General features: G+C 64.6%; 3 protein-coding genes. All 3 read left to right on the forward strand.

Going from position 1 to position 2,667, the window contains the following annotated elements; all coding sequences use genetic code 11:
• A partial coding sequence (locus MJD61_01965) for a hypothetical protein (protein ID MCG8554044.1) occupies positions 1 to 725 on the forward strand: 725 nt, incomplete at its 5' end.
• Positions 691 to 2,088 carry a cystathionine beta-synthase gene (locus MJD61_01970; protein ID MCG8554045.1) on the forward strand — a complete coding sequence of 466 codons (1,398 nt, stop codon included), beginning with the start codon at positions 691 to 693 and terminating at the stop codon, positions 2,086 to 2,088. The genes MJD61_01965 and MJD61_01970, both read left to right, overlap by 35 nt.
• A gap of 318 nt (positions 2,089 to 2,406) precedes the next feature.
• Positions 2,407 to 2,667: hypothetical protein (locus MJD61_01975; GenBank protein ID MCG8554046.1), on the forward strand; the 261-nt coding region annotated here is incomplete at its 3' end.

Consider the following 2,667-nt stretch of genomic DNA (forward strand, 5'->3'; position numbering starts at 1 on the left):
CCTATGTCGCGCTGCTCGTCAGCGGCGGCCACACGGCGTTGTATGAGGTGCGCACACCGCTGCGGATCGAGCAGCTCGGCCAGACCCGCGACGATGCAGCGGGGGAGGCCTTCGACAAGGTGGCCAAGCTGCTCGGGCTGGGCTATCCCGGTGGCCCGATCATCGACCGCCTGGCAGCCAAGGGCGATCCTGCCGCGCTCGCCTTGCCCCGGCCCATGAATTCGCGGCGCAGCCTCGAATTCAGCTTCTCGGGACTCAAGACTGCTGTGGCGCAACACGTGGCTGGCAAGGGTGCGCCCGAGAGCGAACAGGGCACGGCGGATCTGTGCGCCTCGTTTCAAGCCGCCGTGGTCGATGTGCTCGTAGCCAAGGCGTTATCGGCCTGCAAGCGACGCGGCATCCGCCACCTCGTGCTCACTGGAGGCGTGGCGGCCAACCGGGGCTTGCGCGCGCGCGCCAAGGAGGCTTGCGCCGAGAGAAGCCTCGAGCTTTATGTTCCGCCGGCAGCGAGCTGTACCGATAACGCGGCCATGATCGCGTACGCTGGTGCGCAGCGGCTGCGGGCCGGAATCCAGGACGACGTTTGCCTTGAGGTGTTCTCGCGCAGCCACGTGCTTGGCACGCTGACCGAGCTGCCGGAAGTCCCCAGCATCAAACGGGTGCGGAAAAAGCGATCGAAAGAGAGGCATGATGAGCATACAAGGAGCGTGCGAGAACGTTCTTGAAGCGATCGGCAACACGCCGCTGGTCAAGTTGCGACGCATCGGTCGCAACCTTCCGCCCGACATCTACGTCAAGTGCGAGTACCTCAACCCCGCAGGCTCCATGAAGGACCGGATGACCCTCAACCTGGTCAACGAAGCCGAGAAGCGTGGCGAGCTACGATCGGGTGGAACGATCATCGAAGCCACGAGCGGCAACACCGGTGCCGGGCTTGCCATGATTGCCGCGGTGCGTGGCTACCGCTGCGTGTTCGTGATGCCCGACAAGATGTCGCACGAGAAGATCGCGGCCCTGCGCGCGTTTGGCGCTCGAGTGGTCGTGTGTCCGGCTGCTGTGGAACCCGAAGACCCGCGCAGCTACTACTCCGTGGCCAAGCGCATGCACGCGGAAACCGGCAACAGCTTCTACGCCAACCAGTACCACAATCCCGATAACCCCGGGGGCCATTACCTGTCCACGGGTCCTGAGCTGTGGGAGCAGACACGGGGGCAGATCGATGTTTTCGTCGCAGGGCTAGGGACGGGCGGCACCATATCCGGTACGGGACGCTACCTGAAAGAGCATAAGCCCGAGATCCAGCTCGTGGGCGTGGATCCCGTGGGTTCGCTGTACTACGACTTGGTCAAGTCCAAGCGCCTTACAAGAGCGTTCACCTACAAGGTCGAGGGCATCGGCGAAGATTTCGTGCCCACTACCTTCGACCCCGAGGTGCTCGACGAGATCGAACGCGTCGATGACAAGGAGTGCTTTCTGATGACGCGCGACTTGGTGCGGCTCGAGGGCTTGTATGCGGGTGGCTCGTCCGGGGCCGCGGTCGCAGGAGCCGTCAAGTACGCTCGCAGTCATCCGGACGCCGGTAACATCGTCGTGCTGCTCCCGGATGGTGCCGCCAAGTACCTATCCAAGATCTTCAGCGACGAATGGATGCGCGAAAACGGATTCCTCGACAGCGACGGCCTCGGAACCGTCGCTGATCTGCTTGCCGCCAGGGGGGCCAAGGGGGCAGTCAGCTGCAAGTCGACCGAGCGTCTGCGAGCAGTCGTTGGCAAGATGAAGACGCACGGCATCTCCCAGCTGCCGGTGGTCGAAGACGGCAAGCTGCTTGGAGCAGTGTCCGAGGTGGATCTGCTGCGTTACCTGGCGGCCGGAGAGCACTCGCTGGACAGCCCGATCGGTCCGCTGGTCGAAAGCGACTACGCCACAGTCACACCGCAGACCAAGCTCGAGTTCGTGCAGAGCATGCTCTCCGACGTGCACATGCTTGTCGTGCTCGAAGGCGATGCGATCGCCGGCATCGTGACCAAGATCGACCTCATCGACTATTTGATGAGGGAACACCGAGTGAGCGGCACGCCTTACTGTTAGGCTCCGCCACAAAACAACTTGTGCAGATCGCACAGGACCGGGTGCCGCCGGCAAGGCGCAACGACGAGGAATTGGCCGGCTGCTACGGGACCGCCAGCAAACGTGCCTGCCGGTGCGACCGCAGCGGACCGCCTCGGCCTTTCGCGGGCCCTGTGGCTAGCGGCGCTGTGGGAGCCGCGCGCACCGTTGAGCGCGGGGATCGGCGATGGTAGTGTGAGCCATCCGTGGAGCAGCGCGGGGAGCCGTGGTTGGTTTCTTCCCCCATCCGATGCTGATCAGGGGGGAGACCGATGAACCACGATGCCCAGGAGGTGCTGAATGGCCGCAACGCTTGACGTGGCCGGTTTGGCCCCCGACCAGCGCCCCACCGGAACGTGGGCCGCGAGTCTCCTGCACGCGCTCGCTCGCGACGAGGTCGCTGGACGCAGGCCGCAGCGGTTGACCGAGGAGCGCCTCGCGACCTGGAACCGGTTTCGCGGGCGCCTCTCTGCCAAGGACCTCGTGGCGTTGCTCTTCGAGGACGCCGCGGTCATTCACCGCGTTCCATTCGACGCTGCGCTCGTGGAACAGTCGCTTCGC

It is taken from the genome of Pseudomonadota bacterium (genome assembly GCA_022361155.1).
Classification (GTDB): domain Bacteria; phylum Myxococcota_A; class Polyangia; order Polyangiales; family JAKSBK01; genus JAKSBK01.

Coding starts and splice junctions, on each gene's coding strand:
- MJD61_01970 (MCG8554045.1), top strand. CDS start 691: ATGAGCATACAAGGAGCGTGCGAGAACGTTCTTGAAGCGATCGGCAAC.